Source organism: Cohnella cellulosilytica (assembly GCF_042431195.1).
Lineage (GTDB): Bacteria > Bacillota > Bacilli > Paenibacillales > Paenibacillaceae > Cohnella > Cohnella cellulosilytica.
This window is the reverse complement of sequence record NZ_JBHMDN010000069.1, coordinates 121663-147064: the sequence shown is the minus strand read 5'-3', so window position 1 is coordinate 147064 and position 25402 is coordinate 121663. Positions and strand designations below refer to the sequence as shown.

The following is a 25402-nucleotide window of genomic DNA, read 5'->3' as shown; positions in this document are numbered from 1 at the left end:
GATAACTGCAAATTTTCTTCTAATTATACCACATCAAACAAGAGGGACGAAAATTATATGGACCAGCAAGAGCAGCAAATTCTTACTTGCCTCAAGCTAAAATTTGAACACCAAGACCTTTGCCAGACAAATCAACAGAACGTATGGATCATGGTTGCTACCGTTGTTCCGTTTACAACGAAACAAATCGAAATTGCTTTAACAGTTGAAGAAGTACCTACCCATACCGTTCGTCTTGTGCTTAGAACCACGGACGAGGTAGGAACCAATGATTACGTAGATGGAACTGACGTGTTCATTCGAGTGGACAATCAAAACAAGATTGCGGAACTTGTGTGGGAGGACCTCTGGGCTGAGGGGCCTCCTATTTTTCATGGCGGTACCATTCCCGACGCTCTCCGCTGGGTTCGCGAGCTTGCCGAGCCGTTCTATGTGGAGCTCAAAGACCCGTTTCTGACAACAGAGCAGCGGAGCGCGCTGAATGTCCACAATGAGGACTACATTATCGAACCGGCACACGAGCCACGGAAAGAAAAGCGTGAAACAAGGCTCCTGACCGACGAAGACTTCGACGGTCTCTTCTGACCGTTCAAAATTGCGCCGACCCCGTCGTTTCCATCACCCAACCCCAAACAAGGAGGATACACCTAAATGACCTTCACCATCAGCGAGAACAAGAAGAAAGCAATCATCGCATTCATCAACGATCACTTCAACAAACGCATGTCACATTTCCCCTTCGCCAAGTATCCGACCGAGTCACTTGACCGGTGGCGCGAGCATTTCGCCGAGCCGAAAGCGATTGGTCCGGAGACACTTCGCGCCGCGCTGTCCTGGCGCGGCGGTTTCTGGCAACGAAAAGACGCCCCCTACGCCCAGCGACAGAATGCCCTGTCAATCATTAAGCTGTGGCCGGAGTTCGCGCGGGAAGATGCTACCGAACCCGCACGGGCGTTCGGATTCTGGACCGAGAGACTCCCGAACTGCCCCCTTGCCTTCGACACTGCGGCCTTTCTTGCCCACTTGATCCGCCCCGACGCACTGGAGCTTGGCGGACACGCACAGGCTGGAGGCGATGCGGGACCTGCTCAAGGAAGTGGAGCACCAGGAAGGAGAGTTCGACGCCGACTCCTACCTGGACGGGCTGCAGCGGTACACCGACTTCTACCGGCCAAGATGCAATCCAAACACGGAGACCGGGCGCGAGTGCAGCTCGACCGCTTCCAGAAGGCATACGGTAACCGGCACGCTTTGGTCAAGCTGGCGGGCAAAGTCCCACCCACGGTGGAGCCGACGGTTCGCACGCTGGACTGGGAGGCTCTCGCCTGCAAGCACTTCGCCCCCCAGCAGATCGCGGGCAGGGCGAACGCCGACGTGCTGTTCGCCTGTTTGCTCCTGGCACTGGACGGGCAGCAGGAACGGGACGTTCTCTGTTCAGATGATGGCCGTCATGGCTGACTGTTTTCCGAGTATGACTCGCCAAAGCACTACGGCGAAGACCGCCTCTCAGATTCTATCTGTTCCGCAAGAGTATATCAATGATCGGATTGTGACGGTGATTCGAAAGTCCGATTCGGGAGATGTACGAGATGGCGGGCATTCCTGACCAGCAAGCGGTGCGGATTGTATCGGGAATATACGTTCGAGTGAGCTCAGAAGAACAGGCCCTCTACGGCTATTCGATAGCGGCCCAGCAAGAAATGCTGGAACAATTTTGCACAGCTACGGGCCGCACCGTCTTCAAGGTCTATTGCGATGCCGGGGTAAGCGGGAAAAGCATGGCGGGGCGCTTAGGCTTGCAACAAATGCTGCGAGACATCGAAAAAAAGGCGGGATGACCGAAGTGCTCGTGTGGAAAATCTCCCGCCTTGCACGACGCAATCTTGACTTGCTTCATATCGTCGATCACCTGAGCAAGCATAACGTTACATTTCGTTCCTACTCCGAAAACTTCGAGACGGAAACCTCGATGGGCCGCTTCGGACTGCAAATGATGGGAGCGGTCGCGGAGCTGGAACGGAATACAATCTTGGAAAATATCCGGCTCGGCCAGGCTCAGCGAGCCCGTACCGGCAAACACATCACCAAACCGCCGCTTGGCGACCGGCTTGTCGACGTACCGAACAGCGGGGCCAGAAGGCGGGAACGGAGGCTTGAAGTTGTACCCGAAGAGGCAGCCGTCGTAAAGCTGATCTTCGAGCAGTTCGCCTCTGGACGTGGTTTGAAGGCTATTGCCAATGAGCTTAACCATCGTGCAATTGTGACGCGAGACGGTAACCCATTCTCTATCTGCGCCATACGAGACCTTTTGGAGAATCCTTTCTTTATCGGCCAGGTGCGCTTTAATCGCTTTACCAATTGGGCCGAACGCAGACGCAAAGGCAAAAATCCGAATCCGATTATCGCTGAAGGCCAGCATCCGGCCATCATCGAAAAGGAATTGTGGGACAAGGTGCAATTCCTCCGGCAGCGGAAGTCGCACACCTCGACCAAACGATTTCACGGCGAATATTTGCTGACCGGACTACTCCGCTGTCCGCAATGCGGCGCGGCGATGACCGCCAGCCGGACGAACAACAAAGCCAAGGACGGCAGCACCGTTGTACGCATGTATTATTCTTGCGGAGCCTCTCGCTCCAAGGGCAGCGCAATCTGCAGCGCAAACAGCGTCCGCAAGCAAGACGCCGAACACTATGTCATGAACCGGATTAAAGAGGTTCTGGACAGGCCCCACATCCTGCGAGCGATCGTCAAGGGCATCAATGATCGCAAGACAATCCGGATTGGGCCGATGAAAGATGAGTTGGCTGCCATTCAATCGAGAATGGCTGCGATTCACGCCAAGAAGCTGAGGTACGCGGAGTTGTACGAGGATGACATGTTCGAGCAATCCTTGTTTGCCGGTCGGCTCTCCGAATTGGATGCGGATCTGGAGCGGCTGCTTGCCCGTAAAGCGGAACTGGAGTCCGAACTGGACGGCCATCGGGCCGAGCCGGTTCCTTACGAAACGGTGCGATCGCTGATTGCCCGGTTTGAGCGCCTGCTTCGCTCGTCTTCCACTGATCAGCGCAAGACGCTCCTTCATCTCATCATCGGCAAGATCACAGTCACGCCGGACAAGAAGATCGACAAAATCGAAATGATTTTCGATGAAATGACGGAACAACATTTTTTAGGTGCAGCCCCTTCTGCCGCGCAAACGGTGGAAGGGGCTTTCTCAACAATTGAGAAGGCCCTTTCCTTAACCCAAAAACTACATGTGGTTATTTAGTCGTTACAAAGGACACTCGGAAAGACTTAGCAAATTGTCTGGTTGGTCTCCGTCTGCTTCCGTCTTTAAGTACTTATTTCCATAACGACTTACTGCGACGATAACGTTGACCGTATGGCCATTTCTGCTAACGTAAAATGACCACTTACCACCCTCAAGACCTGCGATAGCTTCTTGCTGAGTTAGCTTCCACCTTGACCCGTTAGTGTTTTTTCCCCCAATATGTGTGATCCGTTCATGCGGGTTGTAGCGATCACTTTTGTTAACGCATAAAACCTGATGTCTATCTGCCATTTTTATCATTCTCCTTCTGTTTGGTAGGATTACCCTTCTTTACGAACTCCTTTGAAAGGAGTCTTGCTGCTAGTTTTTTGATCCATAAACCTTCCAGTATCTGCATTTCTTTTAACCCAATTACCACTCGGCGTTTGTACCTGACTTCTCCCTTTAACGGCACCGATACGGCCATTCCCCTTTGCACCATTTTTAGCCATGTTCTTTATCCTCGCTCTCAAGAGATTATCTATAATGATCATGCCGATAAGCATGGAATTTTATTGTGTTGACTATCAACTCAACATTATAATTAAAAAGAATGGCAGACTATATATCTAAAATAATCTGCCCCTGACTTTCGCTTCTGGAATCAAAGATATTTCCATCTGCATCTATGTACAATAAATCCAATTGTTTAAGCCGTACAGTTAAGGCGCTAATCGATACTTTAAATAGAGGCGCTAACCAATATAACTGCTTCATTTGTATTTTTCCTTGAGCTTTCAAGTTACTGATTACTTTTTGCATCAAGGGTTTAGGCATTAATAGCGCACCTGCAAACATATCTGCTTGATATTCTTCACGAGGCTTCTTGGACCAACTTCGGCAAAAAAACGTTTCTGAATCATTGAAGTCCATCTGGGTTTGCAAATTTTCCTTATCATTCACATGCAACACCCAATGGCCAAGTTCATGTGCCATAGTAAAATTCATGGTCCCAATCTTCTCTTCAAAAAGCTCCTTGCATGATTCGTTCATAATAATTTTCTTGTCTCTGGGGATAATTGCAGCCATAACCAAACCAGACGTATCAAAATGATCTATACGATCCCACTGTATATCCAGTCCAAAATGAAATTCAATGATTTCATCTATTGGGATTGCTTCGGGGTAGTTCTTCTTGGCAAAATCAAAACCATAGTCATGCAAAATATTTTGAGTTATCTGCTCCATCTCGTCCGGTGTAATAAACGGAAATTTACCCACTTCATTTCTCACCATCTTCTGGAGTCTCATTCATTATTCCCCGGATACGTTCCCACTGATTGGAGGAAAAGCTTGATGCTTTTCTAAGGAAGACCGGTACGTCTTGATGCTCGGTAATAATTTTCTGTAGTTCACTTGGTACCTTCTTAGCAGATATCAATAGTTGGTCCGGATTCACTTGAAACACTTCAGCCATTTTAATAATCTTGTCTTCGGCCGGGGGATCCATTGCTCCACTTTCGATTTTACTTATATAGGTAAAATCAATTCCCACCAGTTCAGCAAGCTTTCGCTGGCTAATTTTATAATCCTTGCGTAGCGATTTGAGCAAATCCCCAAATTCACTCATATGATCACTACCTTTCTATTCATTACTATATCTTGTGTTGATATAATTGTCAACATACCATATGCAAAAGAACTGTTTAATTTCCACTGTCCGGTTCCATCTCACACCCAAGTCAATTGTCGCGCAGCAGCTCACACACACGCCCGCCTGCGCGGCGATCTTCCCCCGAGGCAATCCATCCCCCACCCTGCCCCTTGGGGCAACTTTCCGCGCCCCGTGCGCGGTTAATGCCAAAAATTTCGCCTCATTTGTGATACGGTTCCCCCCGCAAAATCCTAAACCCCCGATAAACCTGCTCCAAAAGCATGACCCGCATCATCTGGTGAGGGTAAGTCATGCGCCCGAACGACAGCTTCTTGTCGGCGCGGGACAGCACCGCGGGAGACAAGCCCAACGAGCCGCCGATCACGAACGAGATAGAGCCGCCGCCGTAGACGGCCTGCTTGTCCAGGTGGGCGGCGAGCTGCTCGCTCGTCCAGGGCTCGCCCTCGATGGCGAGGGCGATGACGTGGGCGCCTTCGCGGAGCGCGGCCAAGATTCGCTCGCCCTCGCGAACGCGTACCTGCTCCTCCTCTGCCGGGCTCATCGAGTCCGGCGTTTTCTCGTCCGGCAGCTCGCGAATGTCCAAGCGCGCGTAAGCGCCCAGTCGTTTGGCATACTCCTCGATAGCCGCGGTCCAATATTTCTCCTTTAACCGTCCGACACAGACTACCTGGATCTGCATTACTCCGCTCCTCCGGCGCCGATAATATGCTGAACGCGGCCCACCTGGCCGTCCTGAAGCCGAACTTTAATCCCGTGAGTGTGCTGCGGCGAGTTGGTCAGCAGATCCTTCACGATCCCCCGTGTCCGCTTGCCCGTTCTCTGATCCTGCTTTAGCACGATGTCCACTTCCAACCCCGGTTTCACGTCGCTGCGCAGATTTCCGTTGCCTGCCATTCCTATCCGCTCCTGCTGTAGTCGATTTTTTTCCTATCGTACCACATTCGCCTTAAGTCGCCTAAATATCAATGAATGTACAATAAAATGCCGCAGCCCCGAACAACAAAGGCTGACGGCATCTATTGCACACATTCGTCTCTCCCTGCAATCAGCAGATCCCCTAACAAAGCTTGCCACATGCAATCTCGCTTAATCCCAACCGGCAACCAAAGCCACACCCGTCCTAGTATAACCCGCTTGAGACGATCCGCGCATGAGAAGCCTTACCCGCCCCAAAACCAATAAAAAAACCGGCCCCCCGCAAGAGGAACCGGCCCGATTCTATTTTATACGCCTCCAGCCAACGAGCCGCCGGCCTTCGCCGACTTCGATTTCTTAACCCCGGACAAGAGCAGAAGCGCCAGAAATCCGCCCGCCAAGCTCCACAGAACCGTTCCGCTTGAGCCGACCGCGTCCCAGCCGCCGAAGTACATCACTTCCCGCAGCCCCCCGGAGGCGAAACGCAGCGGCGTCCACGAATAGATCCAATCGCGCGTCGCCGACGACAGAAATTCCGGAGCCATGCTCAGCAGCGGCATGGAGAAGAACATCAGCAGCACGAGCAGCGCCATTGCCGGCATTCCGATCCAGTTCAGCAGCGAAGATTGCAGGAGGAAGAAGGCAGCGGCAACCAGCCACAGGAACATCCACGTCCCCCCCGCGCTCGCCAGCTCCATGCCGTACCAGGAGGAAGCCATCCAGACGACGAAGCCCGAAGCGATGCCCGTAATCGCCAGTCCGACCGCGCCCTGCAGCGCCACCGACGCCCATCTGCCGCTCCCGGCCGTTCCCGCCCCCTGTCCCGCCAGGAACAAAGTCATGGCCGTCACCAGACTGCCGATCCACATGATCTGCGTCAGCAGCCCCGGTGCGTTCCCGTTCGCATTGTTCGTCCCCGCCGGGTGAACGATTTCCTCCTTCACGATAAGAGGCGTCAGCATGGCCTGCGCCGCGTTAACCGGAATTTGCCCGGCCTGCTGTCCGATCTGTGCGAGCAGTTGGTTCGACAGCTCCAGACCGACCATCCTCATCGCTTGATCGAGAATCTGCTTCACGACTGTCGACGCCTGCGTGTTCATGCCCTCGTTAACGAGGATCGTCGCCGAAGCCGGCTGCGGCTCCGCCGAGGCCAGCGACAGCAGCCCGCTGCTCAGATCGGCCGGGAGCACCAGAGCTCCGTAGAACTCCCGCCCGTCCATGCCGGCCCGCGCCCGCTCCTCGGAATCGACGATTTCCCAGGCAATCGGAAGCGCCGGATTGGACGTCAGCTTCTCCTTGATCATCATTCCCGCCGCAAGCGCGCCGCCGGTCGGCAGCTCTGCCGGCTGATCCAGCACGACCAGCGCCACCGGGATTTCCTTCGGCTTCGAGCCGAGCACCGACCCCATCATCGCCGCCCCGAACACCGTTAAGACAACGAGGACGGCTATCACGCTTAACCCCGTCATTTTCTGTTTTAATAAAGCCATGTTTTCTCCCAGCCCCATCTCTATTATAATGAACATAATGTTGACTAATCGCCATCGCGTTCATTATAAGAACACCGCAGCATTCCCACAATAAGCAATATCGGGCCGACTGTTAACTACTCGACACATTCGTTGGCGAATGTTCATCAACCTGCGAAAAAAGGGGATTGGAATGGTCAAAAAAACCGATCGCAGACAAATTCGGACGAAACAGCTTCTGCGTCAGGCTTTACTGGAGTGCATCGAGGAAAAAGGAATCGATCACGTCACCGTAACGGACGTTGCGGAACGGGCGAATCTCAATCGCGGCACCTTCTATTTGCATTACCGGGACGTTCCGGATATGTTGGATACACTGATGAACGAGAGGTTTGAGCAAGTGTTTTCCCTCGTCCGGCTTCTTGACCCTCGCGAGCTGAGTCAATACGCCTTCGCCGGCGAACCCTACCCGAAGGTTCTCGCGATCTTCGAGGAGGTCCTGCGCAATGCCGATTTCTTCAAAGTCATGCTCGGGCCCAAAGGCGAGCTCTCTTATGCCATGCAATTTCGCAACCTGATGTCCTCGCATCTGTTCAGCAAGCTCGAGTACATTATGCCCGAAGGTGCTCCGACTCTTGTCCCAAGAGAATATCTGGTCGCTTACATGACCGCCGCCAACTTCGGCATGGTGCTGCATTGGATTCAGAACGGCTTTCGGGAGACGCCGTACCAGATGGCCCTGATCGCGACCCAACTCGTGAACCACGGCCCCATCGTTTCCTCCGGGATACGGACCGTACCGCGCATCGAAGCGCCCAATGACGCCCCCGGCTCATAGCTTACTCATTTTATACCGAAAACAATCTTAACAATTATCGTGTAATCTGTTTCTACCGCTATCCGCACAGCTATCCGCACAGTTATCCGCACGTATCGCATCCCGGGGTGATCGCTCTCATGACCAAAACCTTCTCCATAACCGACAGATTCGCCGGCGTGCCGCCCAGAATCTGGATCATCCTGGCCTGCGCGACCTTGCTTCTGGGCGGATTGATCAGCTACCTGGCCAAGCTCTATCGCGACGATCTGGTGCGCGAGACTCACCGGGATACCGCATACGAGCTGTCGGCCTACGCCTCCGCGCTGTCGGCTGCGATCGAGAGCCGACTCCTGCTCACGAACGGAGTGAAAGCCTTCGTCGTTAACGAGCTCGCGCACGGCGGCGCCGTATCCGAGTCGCGTTTCCGCTCGTTCGCCGCCGACTTTATGAACGGAATCCCTGGTATCCGCAATTTCTCGATCTACCCCGACGGCATCGCCACCTTGATCTACCCGGCCGAGGGCAACGATAACGTATTGGGCATGGATCTGTTTCATCACCCGGACCCTGAAATCCGCAGCAACGCCGAGAGGACTATGCGGACGGAACGTATGACGGTGCTGGGTCCGCGGGAGCTGACGCAGAGCGGGCTCGGCCTCCTGTCCCGGCAATCGGTGTATTACAACGACCGATTCTGGGGATTCGTATCCGCCGTGCTCGATATCGACCCGATTCTGCAGGAAGTCGACCTCTACAACGGGGACAAAGGAATCAACTTCGCCGTGCGCGCCAATTCGCTGATTCTGATGGGGGATCCGCAGCTGTTCGAGGAAACGTCCATTATTAAAAAGCTCGAATTAAGCGACGGAGAATGGGAGATGGCGGCGGTTCCCAACCGGGAGAAGCTGGAGTCCGTCGCGGCCAAATCCCGGATCTTCCAGGCCGTCTGCGCCGGCTCCCTCCTGCTGCTCCTCTACTTTCTCTATGTTCAATTAACGCAGCAAGCCCGCCTCCAGCAGCTCGTGGCCGAGCGTACCCACAACCTCGAAATTGCCAATAAAACGCTGGAATCGACCTTCGCCCAGCTGTCCGTCGCCGCTTATCGCGACGTCGTTACCGGCTTGAACAACCGCACCTATTTTAACGAGCAGCTGGAGCAGAAAATCGAAAGCAACCGGCAAAGCGGAGACACGCTGGCTCTGCTGTACTTGGATCTCGATCATTTTAAGATGATCAACGATTCTTACGGCCACCTCTACGGGGACATGATGCTCAGGGAGGTGGGGAAACGGCTGGTCGAGCTGTCTCTCCCCGAAGCGGAAATCTCGCGCATCGGCGGAGACGAATTCACCGTGATCCTCCCGCGCATCGCGAACATGGAGCAGCTCCGCCAGATTGCGCATCAGGTCCGCGAGCTGTTCCAGACCCCGTTCCCGCTTCGCGATACCGAGCATTTCATGACGACCAGCATCGGTATCGCGCTTTTTCCGATGCATGCGCAGAACAGCGCCGACCTGATTCGAAATGCGGATCTGGCCATGTACCGCGCGAAGGACGAAGGCAAGAACCTGTTTCGCATTTACGACGTCTCGCTTAACCCGAACGCCGAGGAAACCATGGAGATCAAGAACAGTCTGAGAGTCGCCTTGGACAAAGATGAATTCATGGTCTACTACCAACCCCAGATCGAGGTGCGAAGCGGCAAAATCGTCGGACTGGAGGCGCTGATCCGCTGGAAGCATACGAAGCGCGGAATGATTCCGCCGAGCAGCTTCATCCCCATCGCCGAAGAGACGGGAATGATCGTTCCGATCGGGGAACGGGTGTTGCGGCTCGTATGCGCCCAGAGCAGAGCCTGGCAGCAGGCCGGGCTCCCGCCGATCCGCATCGCCGTCAACCTGTCGGCCCGACAGTTCGCCCAGAAGAATCTGCCGGCGCGAATCGGAGCGATCCTGGACGAGTACGATCTCGACCCGCGCCATATCGAGCTGGAGATCACCGAGAATCTGGCGATGAAGGAGGACATGCAGCCGGCCCTGCATACGCTGCGCGACAGGGGCTTCACGATCTCGATCGACGATTTCGGAACCCAGTATTCCTCTCTCAACTACCTGAAGCTGCTGCCCGTCGACAAAATCAAGATCGACCGCTCCTTCGTCAGCGGCATCGCCCGGGAACGCAAGGACGAAGCGATCATCGTCGCCATGCTTCTCATTGCCAGACGATTGAATCTGACCGTCATCGCGGAAGGCGTGGAGACCAGCGAGCAGCTGGCTTTCCTAGAAGAGAACGAATGTCACGAAATCCAGGGCTTCATCTTCTCCAAGCCCCGTCCCGCCGAACAGATCGCGGATCTGCTGGCCCGGAACGTCTCGCTCGAAGCGCCAACCCGCGGCCTGTGAAATCCGGCTTCGGGTTGGATTCGGATTCGTTTCCGTCTCCCGTCCGCTCCGCCGCGATTCGCGGCGAAAAAAATAATAGTATTGCAACCGCATACAATTCGAGTTATACTTAGCTCATAAAAAAATCGAAACGTTTTGGAAAGGGTATTCGAATATGAGCACCATTAAAGACATCGCTAAGAAAACAGGCTATTCCATCTCGACCGTCTCCCGGGCGTTAAACGATTTCGACGACGTCAAGCCGGACACGAAGCGGCGAATCAAGCTGGCGGCCGAAGAGCTCGGGTACCGTCCCAACGCGGCGGCCCGCAGATTGGTGACGAGAAAGACGCGCACGATCGGCGTCATTTTATCGGAGATCCAATCCTCCAACGAATTCTTTCTGTTTGCCATCCTGAACGGCGTCAACAGCCGCGCCGTCGAGCTGGATTACGACATTTTGCTGATCAGCACGAATCCCTCGAAGCAGATGGACAAAACCTACTACGATCTTTGCAGGGAAAGAAATGTGGACGGCGCGATTATTTTCGGTCTGCGGACGAACGATCCTTACTTGCACGAGGTCGTACAGACGGAGCATTTCCCGAGCGTGCTGATCGACATCCCGTTGTCCGGCAACAACCTGGGCCACGTTACGACGAACAATGTACAGGGCGCGGCCATTGCGGTTCGCCATCTGATCGACCTGGGACACCGGGAGATTGCCATGATCAACGGCCACAACGAAGCCCATGTCAGCCAGGAAAGACTGCAAGGCTACGTTCAGGCGCTGCGGGAAAACCAGATCCTGTTCAAGCCCGAGCGCGTGCACGACGGCCAATTTACCGAAGCGGGCGGAGACGCGGCGATGCAGCGGGTTCTGGATCGCAACCCGGGAGTAACCGCCGTATTCTGCGCAAGCGATCTCATGGTATTGGGCGCCCTTCAGGCGCTGGAGCGCAACGGCAAGAAGGCTCCCGACGATCTGTCCATTGTCGGGTACGACGATATTTCCATATCCGCGTACAGCTCGCCCAAGCTGACGACCATTCGCCAGGATAAATACGAGATGGGCTATCAGGCGGCTCAGTTGCTGATCGATATGCTGGAAGAACGCCCAACCGATCACAAAATCGTGCTTCCCAATGAACTTGTCATCCGGAATAGCACTCGCGCTCTTTAAATAGAGAAATTTCCTTCTTTTTTTCAAACAAAATCGAAACGTTTCGATTTTGGCTCACCCACTAATCTCAGATATTTATGGAATTCGTCTTTCAAGGCGATCCTAAATATAAATTACCTTCCAGGAGGGTCATCCATGTTGAAGAGAAGTTTACTTGCAGGGCTGGTCATTGTGTTCGCGGCGGCAATCGGATTGGCGGGTTGCGGTCAATCGAATTCCGGAAACAATTCCGCTTCGAACCCGGAGTCGACTCCATCGCAGCCGGCTTCAAGCGCGCCGGCGGAATCGAACAAGCAAGAGAAAGTCAAAATCACGTATTCCACGTGGGGAAGCGCGGAAGAGAAGGCCACCGAGGAAGCCGTTATCGCCGAGTTCGAGAAGCTGAATCCCAACATCGATGTGGAACTTATTCTCGTCGACGGATCTTATGAAGAGAAATTGCAGGTCATGATCGCGGGCAATACGACGCCGGACGTCGTATCCATCGGCGGAGCGCACGTCGGCAACTTCTCGGGCGCCTTCCAACCGTTCGCTGCAGACGAAGTGGCCGCGGACAAGTATTTGACGGATATTCTGCTGACCGGCCTGCAGTCGGACGGAGAGCAGTTCGCCTTGCCGAAGCGGGTGAACACCAAGGTTATCGCCTACAACAAGGATTTGCTGGCCAAGGCCAATGTCGAAGCGCCCGGCGATTCCTTCTCGATCGAGCAGTTCCAGGAGAAAGCGATCGCGGTAGCGGCGCTTGGCGGGGAAGGCAAGGACAAGATTTGGGGCTCCGACCCGCTGTGGTTCGGTCAATGGCTGTTCCAGTTTGGCGGCCAGCGCGTATCGGACGATTATTCCGAATCCTTGATCAACTCCTCCGAATCGAAGGCAGCCGTGCAATTCATTATCGATGCCGCCAACAAATATCACTACGCGCCGAATCCGACGGAAGCGCAAGGCCAGAACATGATCGATTGGTTCCTGTCCGGACAAGTCGGCTTCAAAGGGGATTTCGGTCCGTTTTATCTGCCGCTCATGAAGCAGATCACGAAGTTTGATTGGGATATCGCGCCTCAGCCCGGACATGGCGGGGAGATGGAAATCGTAGGCATCGCCGTATCCAAAACGACGAAGCATGCGGAAGCCGCCAAACAATTCGCGTCCTTCGTTTCGTCGAGCAGCGAGGCCCAGAAGATCATTGGCGGCGGCGCGGCCCTGCCCGTCACCAAAGAAGGCAAGGAAGTCTTCCTGAACCAATTCCCGGACAAGAATCTGAACGAATTCTTCGCCGCCATGGAGTATTCCAAGCCGCAGCCGCGGTTGAAGAAGGGCCGCCAGATGGGCTCTCTCATCAACAAAGCGCTGGCCGACCGCACGCTGATCGGAGCGACGGGACAAGAGGATCCTTCCGTCGTGCTGGATGAATTAAAAGTCGAGATCGACGAATTGCTGAAGTAAATCGGCTTAGGAGCAGAGGTCAGGATAACGAATATTATCCTTTCCGAATCGATAAAAAGGAATCAGATCGGTTCGCTACGGGGCGGCTCCGCCCGGAATCGATCTGATTCATCTTACCAGCGAAGGAGAGGGGACTCGGATGATCGAACTGCCAGGAAAGCTCGGATTGCTGCTGCCGCAGTTTCTCGTATTATTGCTTGCGTTTGGCGCATTCGTGCTGATTGGCGTCATATTGGTCCGTCGCAAGAAGATCCGGCAAAGCACGCTAACGTTCCATCTGTTTATTTCGCCATGGACCATCGGTTTTTTGTTTCTGACGCTGGGTCCGATTTTGTATTCGTTGTATCTCTCCTTTACGGAGTGGGATATCGTCAATCCTCCCAAGTTCGTGGGCACCGACAACTATGAGCGCGTCTTCACCGGAGATGCGTCGTTCTATAAATCGTTGACCGTAACGTTCTACTACACCTTTCTGAGCGTGCCGCTGCAGCTGGTTCTGGGCTTTGCCGTTGCGCTGCTGATGAACCAGAAGGTGCCGGGGATGCGCATCTTTCGAACCGTGTATTACGTGCCGTCGCTGGTCTCCGGCGTAGCGGTCTCCGTATTGTGGCTATGGATTTTCCATCCCAACTTCGGCTTGCTGAACGACGTTCTCGGAGTCTTCGGCATCGAGGGAATCAATTGGCTGATGGATGTGAATTGGGCGCTTCCTTCGCTCATTCTGATGAGTCTGTGGGGCATCGGCGGAACGATGGTCATCTACTTGGCCGGCTTGCAGGACATCCCGGCAACCCTGTACGAAGCGGCCGAGATCGAAGGGGCGAATCGCTGGCACAAGCTGCGCTACGTGACAATCCCGATGATGACCCCGATTATCTTCTTCAACTTGATCATGGGGATCATCGGATCTTTTCAGACGTTTACGCAAGCTTTCATTATGACCGAAGGCGGTCCGAAGGACTCTACCCTGTTCTATGTGCTGAAGCTGTACAATCACGCTTTCCTGTGGTTCGAGATGGGCTATGCGTCCGCGCTGGCTTGGGTGCTGTTCGTGATTCTGATTATTTTCACGGCCCTCGTATTCCGGTCCTCCGCCATGTGGGTGTACTACGAAGGGGAAGTCAAGAAGCAAAGAAAGGGGGCGCGAGCGCATGGCTGAGCAGACATCCAACAAATCGGCCGTCAAGTGGCGGGAATCCCGAAGCACGGCCGAACTGATCTACAAGTGCTTCATCTCGCTGGTCCTGCTGTGCGGAGCGGTGGTGCTCATGATTCCTTTGCTGTGGATGATCTCGACCTCGCTGAAATCGTTGGACGAGTTGTACGAGCCCGGCTTCAACCTCTGGGTCGAACACATCAAATGGGACAACTACTCCATCGCGCTGAGCGCCTTCCCGTTCTGGCTGTATTTGAAGAATACGCTGCTGACCACCCTTATTCCGATCGTCGGAACCGTGCTGTCCAGCTCGCTCATCGCGTTTGGCTTTGCCAGAGTCCAGGCGCCCGGAGCCGGCATTTTGTTCATGGTCGTGCTGGCTACGATGATGATTCCCGAACATGTCACCATGATTCCGACGTTTATTCTGTTCAGACAGCTCGGCTGGATCGATTCGCTGTATCCGCTCATTGTGCCCGCGTTTTTCGGCAGCGCGTTTTTTATTTTCCTGTTCCGCCAGTTTTACATGAGATTGCCGATGAACATGGACGATGCGGCGCGCATCGACGGATGCAATACGTTTCAGATTTGGCATAAAATATTCCTTCCGCTCTCCCAGCCCGCTATCGCTACCGTGGCGATCTTTGTATTCATGGGCAAGTGGAACGACTTTTTCTCTCCGCTCATCTATATCAACTCGGATCGGTGGAAGACCCTGGCGCTCGGCTTAAGATCCTTCCAGGGACAATATACGACGGAAGTCAATCTGCTCATGGCGGCCAGCCTCGTCGTCATTTTGCCGTGCATCGTGCTGTTCTTCTTCGCGCAGCGCTATTTTATCGAAGGAATTACGTTCACGGGGTCCAAAGAATAACAGGATGGAGAGGATCGCAGCATGAAGCTCGCTTCCTATCGAGAGAGCAAGCAGCACCAATTGACGGATTTGTACGTTGCCGCAGGAGACCGAACCTACGTGATCGGCACGCAAAACGGTCTGTTCCCGGATTTGGGAGGACATGTTCCGGGCGAGATGGGCGGCGTCTGGAATCATCCGATCAAGCTGATGGACGGCTATTGGCTCCGCGTCTCGGACGGCAGCGCCGCCCAGTGGCTGGAGCAGGCCGATGAATTCACGAATTACCCGTTCTATAACGAGCATCGCTACAAGCAGCTGCAGGATCTGCAGGTCGAGGTCGTTCGACGGCAGTTTTGCCCCGACGGGCTTGAGGGTGTTGTCGTGTCCTATACGATCCACGACACGCGGCGGGCGGGCGACCGCACGCTTAGTCTGGATTTCTTGGGAAGAACGGATTTAAGCCCGGTCTGGCTGTCCGAACGGGTGAACCGGTTCGACGGAGAGGATCACGGAGTCGTCGATCCGAAGGAAGGCGTCTTCATCGGCAAGGATCAGGACAATCCGTGGTTCGTCGTATTTGGAGCCGATCGGCCGTTCCGGGAAGGGGTCGTCGATCGGGCGCTGTTCGGACCGGAGACAACCGCCGGCGCGGGAGTGTCCGGCCAATTGACCTATGAGCATGTCGCTTTGCCCGACGGCGGGTCCGTAGACATTCATTTCTTCATCGCGGGCTCCTGCCATTCCGAGGAAGCCGCCAGGACGACGTTCGTCCGACTGCGCAGCGATCATCTCCGGCTCTTTGCGGAGAAGCGGCAGCGTTACGAAGAGATGCTGGAGCAGACGGCCATCTCGATTCCGGACAAGCAGCTGGAGAAGGTGTTTAACTGGGTCAAGTTCAATACCGACTGGTTAATTCGGGACGTCCCGGAAATCGGGCGCGGTCTCGGGGCCGGTCTGCCGGAATATCCGTGGTGGTTCGGATGCGACAACAGCTATTCCCTGCTCGGCGCGCTGCCGCTGGGTCAATTCGAGCTGGCGCGCCAGACGCTGGATTTGCTCAGAAACATCTCGGAGCGGCAGAACGACAAAGGCATCATTATTCATGAACTCTCGACCTGTGGCGCGACCTATCATATGTTCGACAGGAGCAATACGCAGGAAACGCCCCACTTCATCAAATGTGCCTGGGAAACGTTCCTGTGGACGGGAAATCTGGTGTTTCTGCGCCAGGTCTATCCCGCTTTCCGCCAAGGCATTCGCTGGCTGCTGGAAGAGAAGGACCCCGACGGCGACCTGCTGCCCGAGGGCTACGGCATTATGGAAACCGAAGGCTTGAACCTGGAATTGATCGATTCCGCGGTCTATACCTGCGAGGCGCTGCGCGTCACTTCTCTTGCCGCCCGGCTGCTGGACGAACCGGAGCTGGCGGATCATTACGGCAAGCTCGCGGAGAAGCTGAAGACCGTCATCAATGAGCAGCTGTGGCTGGAGGACGAAGGGGTATACGGGGACGTTGTAGGAACGCCCGCGGTCATTTTGACCAAAATGGACGATTACATTGCCGATATACGCAGCAAGGCCGGCGAACAAGCGGCCCGGGACATGATCGGATTAAAGGAGCAAATGCAGCAAGCGGCGCCGGACGAACAGAGAGCCTGGCTGTTCAAAAACTGGGTGATCAACACGCCGATGGAAACCGGGATTGCCCCCCGCAAGCAAGCGTATCGCGCATTGGAACGCATGGAAAGCGCCGAATTCACCGGCCCGTGGGGAACTTATTTGACCGGTCCTTACCGCAAGGCCATGATGACGATATCGACAGGCGTCTCCGCGGTCGCGGAATGCCGTTACGATCGAATGGACGAGGCGCTCCGTTACGTGAAGCTGATTGCGAGCACGTTCGGACAAGTGGTTCCCGGCTCCATCAGCGAAATGTCGCCCGACTACGGCTGCTTCGTGCAGGCGTGGACGGTGTACGGCATGGTTTCTCCCCTCGTCGGCTTTATGTTCGGCATTCAGCCCGCAGCGTATTGGAAGGAAATCGCGCTGCGTCCCAGACTTCCGCAAGATTGGGAGGAAGCGTCGGTTGAGCGCGTGGCCGTAGGAGAAGGAGAGCACCGCAATTCGCTGAACTTTTTCATTACCCGCAACTCGCAAGAAGCGGTATATCGTTTCAGCTTGGACCAGCCCGGCTGGACGGTTAAATTAAACGTTCCCTGCCCGGCAGGGGCGACGATATGGCTGGACGGTGAAGAAATTGGCGCGGAGCGTGCCGAAGACGAAGCCAATCTTGCAATAACGGCTTCTCGTACCCACGAGGTACGGATCGTCCGCACCTAATTTATTCACAGGAGGAATTATGGAGTACAGGGTTATTAAAGAGAACGATTTGTTCCTGCTTACAGACCGTGGCGGCGATATTACAGGCCAGGAATACGGACACGGCCTCTACACGAAAGACACAAGATTCCTCAGCAAGCTGACGCTGAAAATAAACGGTCTGCGGCCCGTCGTTCTGGCTTCCGGAGCGGATCAGAATTACATCTCGCAAATTGTGCTCACGAACCCCGCCGTCGAGGTATCCGGGGAGGCCGCGGAAGCGGCGCTGCCGCGCGAAACGGTCGAACTGAAGCGCGTGCGCTTTATTTATCAAGGCGTTCTGTACGAGTCCGTCACGATCGCCAATTACAACCCCGCCCCGGCGAGCTTTCGCGTTTCGCTGGAGCTGGACGCCGATTTCAAGGATATGTTTGCCGTTCGGGGCTTTATAACCGGCGAGCTCGGCCGGAAGACGGGAATCGAGCCAATCGGCGACGGCTTGAAGATGAGCTACCTGGGCGTGGACCATGTTTCGAGAAATCTGCGGATCGAATGGTCCGTCCCCCCCGACAATTGGGAAAAATCGCAGGATGGCGCGGTCGTATGCTACGATATGGAGCTCGGCGCCGGCGAGTCCCGCACTTTGGACTTCTACTTGACTCCCGTGATCGGCAGCGAGCAGCCCGCGAGATATCCGCATGACGAAGCGATTGCGGAGCTGCGGCAATCCTATCGGGAGTGGGAGGAGCAATCGACGGCGATAGACAGCGATCTGCCGCTGTTCAACCGGCTTGTTCATCGCGGGATGCAGGATATCCGAATTTTGCTGACCGACCTGGGGTGCGGTCCCTTCCCGACCGCCGGTCTGCCCTGGTACGCCGTGCCCTTCGGCAGAGACAGCCTGATCGCCGCGCTGCAGCTCCTTCCGATGCAGCCGGAAATCGCCAAAGGAACCATCTTGACGATGGCGCGCTATCAAGGGACCAAGAACGATCCGTGGCGCGACGAGCAGCCGGGCAAAATCATGCATGAATTGCGCTCGGGAGAGCTCGCCAATTCCGGGCAAATTCCGTTTACTCCGTATTACGGCACGATAGACGCAACTCCTCTGTTTGTCATCCTGATCGAGGAATATGTCAGATGGACGGACGATATCGAATTGCTCCGGGAGATGCTTCCGTCTATCGCCAGAGCGCTGGAGTGGATGGACGCATGCAGCGCCGACGAAGGCCGCGGATTCGTCGCCTACAGCCAGGAATCGTCAAAAGGGCTCGTGAATCAAGGGTGGAAGGATTCGGATAACGCAATCGTGCACCGCGACGGTCAACTGGCGAATGCGCCTATCTCGCTTGTCGAAGTACAAGGGTATGTCTATCAGGCGAAATCGAAGCTGGCGAGTCTGCTAACAACAGTAGCCGATCAAATTGGGGACCGTCGGGAGCTGACGGAGTGGGCGGCTCGTCTGGAGGCGGAAGCGGCGGCGTTAAGAGAGCGTTTCGAAGCCGCCTTCTGGATGGAATCCGAGCAGTACTATGCGTTAGCGCTCGATCGGGAGCAGCGGCAGGTGGCGACGATTACCTCCAATCCCGGACACTTGCTCATGACGGGCATCCTTCCGGCCGGCAGGATGGCTGCCGTATCGAGCATGCTCGTATCTCGCCAGCTGTTCAACGGTTATGGGGTTCGCACGATGGCGGAAGGCGAGACAGCCTACAATCCGATGAGCTACCACAACGGCAGCGTGTGGCCGCACGATAACGCCCTCTGTCTGATCGGCTTAAGCCAGAACGGATTTCAGGAGGCCACGCATAAGATCATGGACGGCCTGCTGGCGGCGGCCGAACATTTCGAGAACGACCGGTTGCCGGAGCTGTTCTGCGGCTATTCCACGGATTACGGAATGCCGGTATCGTATCCCGTCGCCTGCTCCCCGCAGGCGTGGGCGGCCGCGACGCCGCTTGTGTTCATCCAGGCGATTCTGGGCCTCCGCCTCGATTATGCCGCGCGCGAGGTCCGTCTTCGCCCGTCGCTGCCCACGGGAATGCAGGAGTTCAGCGTTCGGCGAATGCGGCTGGGAAGCGGATATTTGCAGGTAAGAATCACGCGGCGGCATGGGGAATATAACATCGAGATTGCTCACAACACCAGCGGATGGACCGTACGCAAGGAATCCGCGCTAAGCGACAGCCAAGCCGGGACGCCTTCCGCGTCCTCTGACAGAGAATCGCGTTCGGAAAACGATCTGATCATCCTGTGATCGGATCGTTCGTCACGCGCCAGCTTTAGGTGAAATTTCGCACAAAACGCATCCCTCTTCGTTGGCCCGAGGTCAACTTGTACGATTTTTCATACAAATCTACCAACCCGGCCTCTCCAACACCGCATTTTGTATGAAAAATCACCTAAAATGGACGCATCGACCGGCAAAATCGCGATTTTTGTATGATTTATCGTACAACTGGACTCAAGCGAGAGTTGTTAAGAACCAGAGCGCTCTACCGGAACGGCCCATGATTTCACCATGTATGAGAATTCGTCGTTGCGAGCCTTATTCTTTCAACAACGCCTTCGGTGTCCCTTGGACGCTGAAGCCGCTTTGCCATTCATCCGACGGGTCGCAAAACCAAACCCGGAGCCTGGGAAATCCGGCTCCGGGTTTGGTTTGTCTATTCATGCGTCTATTCTATTGGCATCCGTTCCTATCTGCCCCGCTGCGATCCGCGGCCGCCCCGGCCGCCGGTCCCGCCAGGTCCGCCCTTCGGTCGGCCGGCTCCCCCGCCGAACTTGACGCCTCCCGCCTTCGGCCCGGACGACCGCCCGCTCCCGAAGCCGCCGCTTCTCGGCTCGGCCGCGCGTCCGCCCCGGGCCGGCTTCGCTGCGCCTCTCCCCGTTGCGGCGCTCCACCCTGCGCTTGCCGCACCTCGCCCTGTGCCTGCGGCGCTCCGTCCCGCGCCTGCCGCGCTCCGTCCCGCGCCTGCTGCTCCGCGCCCTACGCCTGCGGCGCTCCGCCCTGCGCTTGCCGCACCACGCCCTACGCCTGCGGCGCTCCGCCCTGCGCTCGCCGCACCACGCCCCGTGCCTGCCGCGCCTCTGCCCGAGCCAGCTGCGCCGCGCCCAAAGCCTGCCGAGCCCCGCTCGGACCGCTGCTCGTCCCGAGGGCCGCCGCCCGCGCGGCTCCCCCGGCCGGCCTTCGCGTCGGACGCGCCGCCGCGTCCTCGCCGTCCCCCGGCAGCGCCGGTTCCGGCCGCGTCTCCGCGCGCGCCCCGATCCTTCCGGCTCGCCGCTTCCCGGCCCGCGCCTCGCGGCGGACGGCCTTCGCTGCCCGCGCGACCGTGCCCGCCGCCCGCGCGCGGCCCTTGCAAGCCTCCCCCGTCCAGCGGAGAACCGTCCGGGCTTCTGCGCTCCATCGCCATCTGGATGCCGTTCTCGATGTCCGCGAATTCCCGGCGATCCTTCGGCGCGATCAGCGTAATCGCCAGCCCCTTCTCCCCGGCCCGACCCGTCCGGCCGATCCGGTGGATATAGCTCTCCACGTCGAGCGGAACGTCGTAGTTGAACACGTGCGTAACGCCCTCCACGTCGAGACCGCGCGCCGCCACATCCGTCGCGACCAGCAGCTGCAGCTTCGCGTCGCGGAACCTCTTCATGACCTGCTCCCGCTTTGATTGGGACAGATCGCCATGCAGCTCGTCCGACGCGTAGCCCATCTCCTGCAGCGCCACGTTCAGCGTATTCGCCCTGCGCTTCGTCCGGCAGAAAATAATGCTGAGATAGGGCTGCGTCTCCTCCAACAGCCCGACCAAGGTCTCCTGCTTGTTGCGATCCGACGTCTCCACGACCCATTGGCGAATATCCTTTACCGTCACGCGCTCGGCCTTCACCGTTACATGCTGCGGATTGTGCAGAATGCGTCCCGCCATCTCGCGAATCACCGGCGGCATCGTCGCCGAGAACAGCATCGTCTGCTTCTTGTACGGCGTCTGCCGCAAAATATCCTCGACTTCCTTCAGGAAGCCCATATGCAGCATCTGGTCGGCTTCGTCCAGCACGAGCATCTTCACCGCTTCCAGCGAGATCGTCTCGCGGCGCAAGTGGTCGAGCAGCCGTCCCGGCGTCGCCACGATCAGATGCATGTCTCCCTTCAGCTTATGAAGCTGCGCCTCCACGTCCTGACCGCCGTACACGGCCAGCACCTTGATGCCGTCCGCCGGCCTCAGAAGCTTCTTGATCTCTCCGGTAATCTGGATCGCCAGTTCCCGCGTCGGCGTCAGAATAAGCCCCTGCACCTGCGGCACGTCCGTTCTGACCTTGTCCAGCATCGGCAGCACGAAAGCCAGCGTCTTCCCCGTTCCGGTCTGCGCTTGGCTGATCACGTCATGGCCGGCCTTGACGATCGGAATCGTCTCCTCCTGCACCGGCGTCGGCTTCGCGATGCCCATTGCCTTCAATATATCTACGCGTCCCTCGGACACGCCCAATCCCGTAAAATCCGTCACCCGATCCACTCCATCCTCTTAGTCCCTCGATCCGCCGCAAGCCTGACCTCGTCCGTTCCGATTCGAATTCCGGCTAACCGTTTCTCGACATTCCTTTCTATCCTACCACATCGGACTGCCGCACATGTACCTTCTTGCGCAATCTCGTCCGTGGCGAATAACGACAAAGAGCCGCTCCGCAAGCAGCCCGCCTTGCTTCGGAAGCAGCTCCCGTCTGCATTATCGGCCCGACACGCTCAGCGCGTTGCCGCAAAATTCGCATTCCGCCTGCACGCCCGGCACAATCTGCGAGCTCGCTCCGCAGCCGAAGCAGGTGACGGCCACCGGCGGTCTGCCCGCGGGACGCTCCGTCGCCGCGGCCGCTTCCGCGTCCGGCGATCCGGACGACCTGCGGCCGTCCATCGCGATCTGGCCGGTCGCCGGGTTTAATCTGGCCCCGGGAAGCCGGTCGGTAGCGATCATGTAGCTGATATCCTGCTTGACGTTCGATTCGCTTTCCCCCGTCAGCTGCGCAAGGGCGCTTACCGTATGCACGCCCTCCGACGTCGTCAGCTGATAGTACCTTCCGTACAGGTTTTGCATTTTATTTTTGCGATTGTTCGCCAGCAGATAGAAAATGAACGCAGGAGCTCCCAGAATGATCCCGAACACGATCGCCATCAGAGTGAAATCCCCGGCTCCGAAATCGGGTTCGCTGGCCGTGACGCCTAGAAGAATCGCAACAATCAAGCCGTAGAATGTCAGAAACGCATGTCCGACGATCTTGTAATCCTTGACGCGCAGGTGATTCACCCTGGCATGCGCCGCGAAACGGATCAGAATAAGCAGGATCGCCACCGGAAAGAAGATGATCGTGGATATGATGATTAACGAACCGTGAATTTTCGGGCTATCGATTTTCATCCGTCGCTTGCCTCTCTTTATCTTGTATTAGGGCGTGTAGGCAAACCCGCTCAGGGGCATCTATCACCGCCTTTTCGCCCCCTGCTTCGACCCTTTGACGTACCCCGGTACGCCTTCACAAAAGTTCCTTGCATGGAACGAAAATTCGGCAACATCTGCTATCTTCGGAGTATGCTTACACGCCCTAGTGCCTGCTCGTTATGAACCCTTCTCTTGCAGAGCCGCGTTTTTCATATACATCGCCAGAAGCCCGAGCACGATCGCCGCCGCGCCCAGGATCATAAACTGCGCGAGGGCGTAATGGAACGTCGATACGTCCAGCGCCCAGGAGAAAACCATTGCGAACACGAACGCCCCGATCCAATAGAGCCCCGCGACGATGCCCATCGCGATATACACCGGGATCAGCCTGCGGGAACGGGGGCGGTTCGCCAAATAATGAAGCGTTATTCCGTACAGAAACGTCTCTCCCAGCATCAGCGCCGACAGCGTAATCAAAGTGTGGGACAGCCGGGCGTACGGCAGCCCGAGCAGCAGCACCAATGCCGCGGTGACAAGCAGCGCGAACGCGTAGACGAACGTCGCGATGCGGGCGAATCCTTTGCCCGAGCTTTCTTCCTTTTGCAAGCCGATGTTATCCATCCCTTCGAGTCAGCCTCCTCTAATCGATCAGCTTATGGCCGCATTCGAGACAGAACTTCTGTCCCGGCTTCACCTCATGCTGGCAGCTGCCGCACTTCAGCGCCATGCCGGTGCCGCAATTCGGGCAGAACTTGGCTGCCGGATCGACTTCCTCGCCGCACTGGCGGCAGGGATTGCCTTTAAGCGAATGGCCGCATTTCATACACCGGCTCGCATCCTGCGGATTGTCCGCTCCGCATTTCTCGCAGGCGTTGTTCGGATCTCCGCAGTGCAGGCAGAAATTCGCGCTCGCGGGAAAATTCCGGCCGCAATTGTTGCACTGCACTTCCTGCGCCCCTGTGGGAGCAGCCGCGTAGCTGTGGCCGCAGGAGATGCAGAACTGGGCGTCTTGGCGGTTCATCGTCCGGCATTGGGGACACGTTTTGTTATACTCCCCGCCAACGTTCAGCTGGCCGGCCAGGCCCGATACCTGATTGCCCATGGCGCCGCCGATGCCGAAGCCCATTCCCAGCCCGATCCCGGCCCCCATCACGTTCGCGCTGCCGCTGCCTTCGTTCCTGGCCGCACCTTCCAGCGTGTCGAATGTGCGCTCCTGCTGGTACGTATAGCCGAGGATGTCCATTTCCGCTCTCTTGGCCAACGCTTCCTTTAATCGGGCCGTTGCCGGATCGTCGTCCGGAATATTGATCGAATCGATGAAGAAATTCAAGATCCGAATGCCGAACTCGGCGAAGATCGGCCCGATGCGCTCTTCGATATGCTTGGAGATTTCCGACATATAGGCGCTGATCTCCAGAATGCTGATCTTCTTGAAGATCAGATAGGAAGAGATCAGTTCCTTGATATTCATCATCAACACGCCCCGAAAATGACGGATCATCGCATCCTTGTCGAACACCGGAAGCGTGCCGATCAGCTTCGTCAGGAACTTGCGGGCGTCTTCGATCTGCAAGCCGAATTGTCCGAAGGAACGCACCGTGACGATGATCTGGTACTTCGGATCCTGCAGCTGCAGCGGAGTCGTCGTCCCCCATTTGACGTCCAGCGAATGAATTTTGTTGACGTACCATACTTCCGCCGTGAACGGAGACCGTCCCCCGAACGGAAGATTGACGATCTCCTGCAAGAACGGAATGTTAGCCGTGCTCAGCGTATGGCGGCCCGCCTGGAACGCGTCCAGCGCCTTGCCGCCCTTGAACAGGATTGCCTCCTGCGTCTCGTTAACGATCAGTTGGGTCCAGGTTCCCAGCTCCTGATTCGGATATCTCCACGCGAACACGTCCGCGGATCCGTCGTATTTGACGACCTCGATAACTGCCATGCCTGCTTGCCTCCCCTATGACTTTAACGACTCCCCGTACGGCAGCGCCTCTCTAGTCCTCTCGTCCCGTCACAATTCTCCATTTTCCGACTATTGATCTATTCTACATTCAGGAAAATTTTCCTTCGCAAAGCTTGCCATCTCCTGAAAAGTTTTCCTGCATACCGGCATCTTGCCCCCTCCATTTGCACGCGAAAAAACCCGCACAACGTTCCGAAAAGGAAAGTTTGCGGGAACCGCCACGTATAAAGCCATTGGCTTGGACCATCCTATTGAGAGGAGGTGAGCGAGCCATGGCCAAAGACGTTCTGTGCGAAGTCAATTCGTGCAAGTACTGGGGTCCGGGGAACGAGTGTCACGCTTCTTCGATCTACGTCGTGAACAACCGGAACAAGCAAGCGTCCAATTCCGAAGAAACCGACTGCAAAACGTTCGAACCGAAAATGTAATTCGTGCGACCACACGAAAAGCTGCGGTTCGAGAGAGCGAGGCTGTCTTCCGAAGGTCTTAAGCGGCCTGCGGGGCAGCCTCGTCTTTACGCTCCTCAGTATTGTGCCCAACAATGAGAAT

Annotated in this window: 23 protein-coding genes and 1 pseudogene; 13 read left to right on the top strand and 11 right to left on the bottom strand. The window is 56.2% G+C overall.

Annotated elements, in window-relative coordinates; genetic code table 11:
* The first annotated feature begins 57 nt into the window (after positions 1-57).
* The 4 genes and pseudogenes from ACFFT4_RS30930 to ACFFT4_RS30915 all read left to right on the top strand — a co-directional run bounded on the left by ACFFT4_RS30930 (position 58) and on the right by ACFFT4_RS30915 (position 3271).
* Positions 58-585, top strand: a complete 528-nt coding sequence (locus ACFFT4_RS30930) for a hypothetical protein (RefSeq protein WP_378052983.1) — start codon at positions 58-60, stop codon at positions 583-585.
* Between the two features lie 66 nt (positions 586-651).
* A complete protein-coding gene (locus ACFFT4_RS30925; protein WP_378052982.1) occupies positions 652-1458 on the top strand; it encodes a hypothetical protein in 807 nt (268 codons plus the stop codon).
* Positions 1459-1580: 122 nt separating this feature from the next.
* Positions 1581-2017, top strand: a pseudogene (locus tag ACFFT4_RS30920) (recombinase family protein); the annotation flags it as partial.
* Positions 1991-3271 carry a recombinase family protein gene (locus tag ACFFT4_RS30915; protein ID WP_378053069.1) on the top strand — a complete coding sequence of 427 codons (1281 nt, stop codon included), beginning with the start codon at positions 1991-1993 and terminating at the stop codon, positions 3269-3271. The pseudogene ACFFT4_RS30920 and the gene ACFFT4_RS30915, both read left to right, overlap by 27 nt.
* A gap of 3 nt (positions 3272-3274) precedes the next feature.
* On the opposite strand, the gene ACFFT4_RS30910 is transcribed toward ACFFT4_RS30915, so the two are convergent.
* The 7 genes from ACFFT4_RS30910 to ACFFT4_RS30880 form a co-directional block, all read right to left on the bottom strand.
* Positions 3275-3565 carry a DUF3892 domain-containing protein gene (locus ACFFT4_RS30910; protein WP_378052981.1) on the bottom strand — a complete coding sequence of 97 codons (291 nt, stop codon included), beginning with the start codon at positions 3563-3565 and terminating at the stop codon, positions 3275-3277.
* A 29-nt stretch (positions 3566-3594) separates the two neighbouring features.
* Complete coding sequence (locus tag ACFFT4_RS30905; RefSeq protein WP_378052980.1) at positions 3595-3765, bottom strand: hypothetical protein; 171 nt, start codon at positions 3763-3765, stop codon at positions 3595-3597.
* A gap of 109 nt (positions 3766-3874) precedes the next feature.
* Positions 3875-4549 carry an ImmA/IrrE family metallo-endopeptidase gene (locus ACFFT4_RS30900; protein WP_378052979.1) on the bottom strand — a complete coding sequence of 225 codons (675 nt, stop codon included), beginning with the start codon at positions 4547-4549 and terminating at the stop codon, positions 3875-3877.
* Positions 4536-4883 carry a helix-turn-helix domain-containing protein gene (locus tag ACFFT4_RS30895; protein WP_378052978.1) on the bottom strand — a complete coding sequence of 116 codons (348 nt, stop codon included), beginning with the start codon at positions 4881-4883 and terminating at the stop codon, positions 4536-4538. Before ACFFT4_RS30895 ends, ACFFT4_RS30900 begins: the two co-directional genes overlap by 14 nt.
* Positions 4884-5127: 244 nt before the next feature.
* Positions 5128-5607, bottom strand: coding sequence for a 23S rRNA (pseudouridine(1915)-N(3))-methyltransferase RlmH (gene rlmH / locus ACFFT4_RS30890; protein ID WP_378052977.1), 480 nt, complete (start codon positions 5605-5607; stop codon positions 5128-5130).
* Positions 5607-5822, bottom strand: coding sequence for a YwbE family protein (locus ACFFT4_RS30885; RefSeq protein ID WP_378052976.1), 216 nt, complete (start codon positions 5820-5822; stop codon positions 5607-5609). Before ACFFT4_RS30885 ends, rlmH begins: the two co-directional genes overlap by 1 nt.
* A 329-nt stretch (positions 5823-6151) precedes the next feature.
* Positions 6152-7333 (bottom strand): YhgE/Pip domain-containing protein, encoded by a 1182-nt coding sequence (locus tag ACFFT4_RS30880; protein ID WP_378052975.1) that lies wholly within the window; start codon positions 7331-7333, stop codon positions 6152-6154.
* A 172-nt stretch (positions 7334-7505) separates the two neighbouring features.
* Between ACFFT4_RS30880 and ACFFT4_RS30875 the strand changes: the two genes are divergently transcribed.
* From ACFFT4_RS30875 to ACFFT4_RS30840, 8 genes are all read left to right on the top strand, one after another.
* Positions 7506-8150, top strand: a complete 645-nt coding sequence (locus tag ACFFT4_RS30875) for a TetR/AcrR family transcriptional regulator (RefSeq protein WP_378052974.1) — start codon at positions 7506-7508, stop codon at positions 8148-8150.
* 119 nt (positions 8151-8269) lie between these two features.
* Positions 8270-10534, top strand: coding sequence for a putative bifunctional diguanylate cyclase/phosphodiesterase (locus ACFFT4_RS30870; RefSeq protein WP_378052973.1), 2265 nt, complete (start codon positions 8270-8272; stop codon positions 10532-10534).
* 154 nt (positions 10535-10688) lie between these two features.
* Complete coding sequence (locus ACFFT4_RS30865; protein WP_378052972.1) at positions 10689-11696, top strand: LacI family DNA-binding transcriptional regulator; 1008 nt, start codon at positions 10689-10691, stop codon at positions 11694-11696.
* A 135-nt stretch (positions 11697-11831) separates the two neighbouring features.
* Entirely contained in the window at positions 11832-13139 is a 1308-nt protein-coding gene (locus ACFFT4_RS30860) for an ABC transporter substrate-binding protein (protein WP_378052971.1), read from the top strand.
* 139 nt (positions 13140-13278) lie between these two features.
* Entirely contained in the window at positions 13279-14298 is a 1020-nt protein-coding gene (locus ACFFT4_RS30855; RefSeq protein WP_378052970.1) for a carbohydrate ABC transporter permease, read from the top strand.
* A complete protein-coding gene (locus ACFFT4_RS30850; RefSeq protein ID WP_378052969.1) occupies positions 14291-15169 on the top strand; it encodes a carbohydrate ABC transporter permease in 879 nt (292 codons plus the stop codon). Before ACFFT4_RS30855 ends, ACFFT4_RS30850 begins: the two co-directional genes overlap by 8 nt.
* Before the next feature lie 21 nt (positions 15170-15190).
* Entirely contained in the window at positions 15191-17491 is a 2301-nt protein-coding gene (locus ACFFT4_RS30845) for an amylo-alpha-1,6-glucosidase (RefSeq protein WP_378052968.1), read from the top strand.
* Positions 17492-17510: 19 nt separating this feature from the next.
* Entirely contained in the window at positions 17511-19727 is a 2217-nt protein-coding gene (locus ACFFT4_RS30840) for an amylo-alpha-1,6-glucosidase (RefSeq protein WP_378052967.1), read from the top strand.
* Positions 19728-20169: 442 nt separating this feature from the next.
* Here the strand turns inward: ACFFT4_RS30840 and ACFFT4_RS30835 are convergent, their stop codons facing one another.
* From ACFFT4_RS30835 to ACFFT4_RS30820, 4 genes are all read right to left on the bottom strand, one after another.
* Positions 20170-21966, bottom strand: a complete 1797-nt coding sequence (locus ACFFT4_RS30835) for a DEAD/DEAH box helicase (RefSeq protein WP_417291715.1) — start codon at positions 21964-21966, stop codon at positions 20170-20172.
* A gap of 219 nt (positions 21967-22185) precedes the next feature.
* Positions 22186-22869 carry a hypothetical protein gene (locus ACFFT4_RS30830; protein WP_378052966.1) on the bottom strand — a complete coding sequence of 228 codons (684 nt, stop codon included), beginning with the start codon at positions 22867-22869 and terminating at the stop codon, positions 22186-22188.
* 198 nt (positions 22870-23067) lie between these two features.
* On the bottom strand, positions 23068-23511 hold the full coding sequence (locus ACFFT4_RS30825; RefSeq protein WP_378052965.1) for a hypothetical protein: 444 nt from the start codon (positions 23509-23511) through the stop codon (positions 23068-23070).
* Between the two features lie 19 nt (positions 23512-23530).
* A complete protein-coding gene (locus ACFFT4_RS30820) occupies positions 23531-24832 on the bottom strand; it encodes an SPFH domain-containing protein (protein WP_378052964.1) in 1302 nt (433 codons plus the stop codon).
* Positions 24833-25125: 293 nt separating this feature from the next.
* On the opposite strand from ACFFT4_RS30820, the gene ACFFT4_RS30815 reads away from it, so the two are divergent.
* Positions 25126-25281 (top strand): DUF1540 domain-containing protein, encoded by a 156-nt coding sequence (locus tag ACFFT4_RS30815; protein WP_378052963.1) that lies wholly within the window; start codon positions 25126-25128, stop codon positions 25279-25281.
* Positions 25282-25402 lie beyond the last annotated feature (121 nt).